This window comes from Kluyvera sp. CHPC 1.251, assembly GCF_036759945.1.
Taxonomy (GTDB): Bacteria; Pseudomonadota; Gammaproteobacteria; order Enterobacterales; family Enterobacteriaceae; genus Kluyvera; species Kluyvera sichuanensis.
Genome location: NZ_JAPKIC010000027.1, coordinates 1 through 2,436, shown reverse-complemented (window position 1 = coordinate 2,436; position 2,436 = coordinate 1). Strand labels below are relative to the sequence as shown.

Annotated in this window: 3 protein-coding genes; all 3 read left to right on the top strand. The window is 50.5% G+C overall.

Features of this window, described 5'->3' with window-relative positions; translation table 11 throughout:
- Nucleotides 1-530 precede the first annotated feature (530 nt).
- The 3 genes from V6940_RS22625 to V6940_RS22615 all read left to right on the top strand — a co-directional run bounded on the left by V6940_RS22625 (nucleotide 531) and on the right by V6940_RS22615 (nucleotide 1,697).
- Complete coding sequence (locus V6940_RS22625; RefSeq protein WP_072202106.1) at nucleotides 531-644, top strand: replication initiation protein; 114 nt, start codon at nucleotides 531-533, stop codon at nucleotides 642-644.
- Nucleotides 645-951: 307 nt separating this feature from the next.
- Nucleotides 952-1,254, top strand: coding sequence for a TM2 domain-containing protein (locus V6940_RS22620; RefSeq protein WP_333497408.1), 303 nt, complete (start codon nucleotides 952-954; stop codon nucleotides 1,252-1,254).
- 254 nt (nucleotides 1,255-1,508) lie between these two features.
- Nucleotides 1,509-1,697 (top strand): Rop family plasmid primer RNA-binding protein, encoded by a 189-nt coding sequence (locus V6940_RS22615; RefSeq protein WP_024157497.1) that lies wholly within the window; start codon nucleotides 1,509-1,511, stop codon nucleotides 1,695-1,697.
- Nucleotides 1,698-2,436 lie beyond the last annotated feature (739 nt).

The following is a 2,436-nucleotide window of genomic DNA, read 5'->3' as shown; positions in this document are numbered from 1 at the left end:
TCGGGGCGCAGCCCTGAACCAGTCACGTAGCGCTAGCGGAGTGTATACTGGCTTATTATGTTGGCATGAGTGCGGTTGTCAGGAAAGTGCTTCATGTGGCAGGAGAAAAATGCAGCAGCGGAGCGTAAGCAGAATATGCAATGCAGGTGATGTTCCGCTTCCTCGCTCACTGACTCGCTGCGCTCGGTCGTTCAGCTGCGGCGAGCGGTACCGGCTTACTGGCGGGGCAGAAATTTCCTGGAAGATGCCAGAACGAAACTTAACGGGGAAGCGATAAGGCCGCGGCGAAGCCGTTTTTCCATAGGCTCCGCCCCCCTGACAAGCATCACGAAATCTGACGCTCAAATCAGTGGTGGCGAAACCCGACAGGACTTAAAGATACCAGGCGTTTCCCCCTGGTGGCTCCCTCGTGCGCTCTCCTGTTCCTGCCTTTCGGTTTACCGGTGTCACTCCGCTGTTATGGCCGCGTTTATCTCATTCCACGCCTGACACTCGGTTCCGGGAAGGCAGTTCGCTCCAAGCTGGACTGTATGCACGAACCCCCCGTTCAGTCCGACTGCTGCGCCTTTTCCGGTAACTATCAACTTGAGTCCAACCCGGAAAGACACGACAAAGCGCCACTGGCAGCAGCCACTGGTAACTGATTTAGAGGAGTTAGTCTTGAAGTTATGCGCCTGTTAAGGCTAAACTGAAAGAACAGATTTGGTTCCTGCGCTCCTCATAAGCCAGTTACCACGGTTCAAAGAGTTGCTGCTCTGAGAACCTTCGAAAAACCGCCTTGCTGGGCGGTTTTTTCGTTTACAGAGCAAGAGATTACGACGCTACAGAAAGGATCTCAAGAAGATCCTTCACCATAATGGAAATCTATCCCACCCGAGCATATAGGATGCATATCGTTATAAAACATCGGATATTATGCATCCCAACTAAAAATAAGCTCGAGGATAAAAAATGAGTTCAATGGTTTACTGCCGAGGATGCGGCAAGGAAATACACGAAACAGCAAAGTCATGCCCACACTGCGGAGCCACAAACGCCTCTTCAGGTTCAGGTGAAAAAAGTAGAATCGCAGCCGCGCTATTAGCATTCTTCCTTGGTGGATTTGGCGTACATAAATTTTACTTAGGTAAAATAGGACAGGGATTCCTGTATCTAATTTTTTGCTGGACATTCATGCCCGCGATCATCGCGTTTATTGAGTTTATTATTTATCTATGCGATTCCGATGAAAAATTCGCAAGAAAATATGGCTAACTCATAGCAAAAAAGCCCTGCGGGGCTTTTTTTGTACCAGTCTGTGAGGCAGATTTACCATAACATCCGTTGCCCGCACCGCTCCGGACAGGTTCGCCACAAACGGGACGGCAGTCAGGTAAAACCGGCAACAAACCACCCGATACACCGCCCCGTTCGTGACAGATAAATTTTAACGCCATGCATGACTATGCACCAGAATGACGGCATCCTGTTTTCACATCAAAATCATCACAAGATACGGAAAAACACACATGAACCGCCAGGAATCCGCCGTTCTCAACATGGCTAAATTTATCCGCGCCCAGACACTCCTCCTGCTGGAAAGAATTGACCTGCTCGACTTCGATGACGAAGCGACAGACTGCGAACAGCTGCATGAGCAGGCCGAAGCGCTTTACCGGAAGCTCAGCGCCCGACTGGAATCAGACATAACGGCTTAGCCTTTCCGTCGCCTGCATCATGGCATCCACAACATCTTTTGAGAGATCTTCATCCTCCAGTCGTCGCTCAAGGATGAACGGACACGGAATTTATTACGGGTCGTGAGGCTCTCAGTATGAAAGAAAAATGCAGATAATACAGACTGGAACGGTAAGCAAGCAGTGACGAGATTAAAAATCAGGATAACCAGAGACGGTATTTACGAGAATCAGAGAGGTAGTCAATACGGTTAAATGCCCCGGGATATAATGCACTAACGACACGCCAGAAATGTATCTGGGTCAGCTCATCTGCCACACCTTCCCTGAAGTCAGAAAGTACCTCGTCGTAAATATGTCCTTCCTCGCGTCCCCGGCAAGGCGATCAGTACACCCTCCGAAAATCAGAACATCAATAAACACGAAGCCCCTTCCGGTAAGGAAAAAAACCGGCACGGGGGCCGGTAATACTGTGAAAAACAGCCCGCTTTAGCATCGCGGTTAGTAGTGACATGTTATGCCCTTTAGTAGAGATATAAGCACCCACCAAAACTAGGAGGAACAGACATAGCAGACGGGCGCACCCATGCAGAAAGCTGTGTACCCCCGCAGCGTTCCAGCAGTAGCCGGTGCTCATCCTCCGTCCCCCACATGGTGAGCATCTTGTTCCGTTTCTCGGACAAACCAGTCTCCTGATAACGCCGTGACGGGCGGGAAAAGCTTTCCCGGTCGGCGCGGGGTTGGACAAGCCGCAGGCGCG

Excerpts from the sequence above, each read along its gene's own strand:
- V6940_RS22620 (WP_333497408.1), top strand. The coding sequence starts at position 952 with ATGAGTTCAATGGTTTACTGCCGAGGATGCGGCAAGGAAATACACGAA.
- V6940_RS22625 (WP_072202106.1), top strand. The coding sequence starts at position 531 with ATGCACGAACCCCCCGTTCAGTCCGACTGCTGCGCCTTTTCCGGTAAC.
- V6940_RS22615 (WP_024157497.1), top strand. The coding sequence starts at position 1,509 with ATGAACCGCCAGGAATCCGCCGTTCTCAACATGGCTAAATTTATCCGC.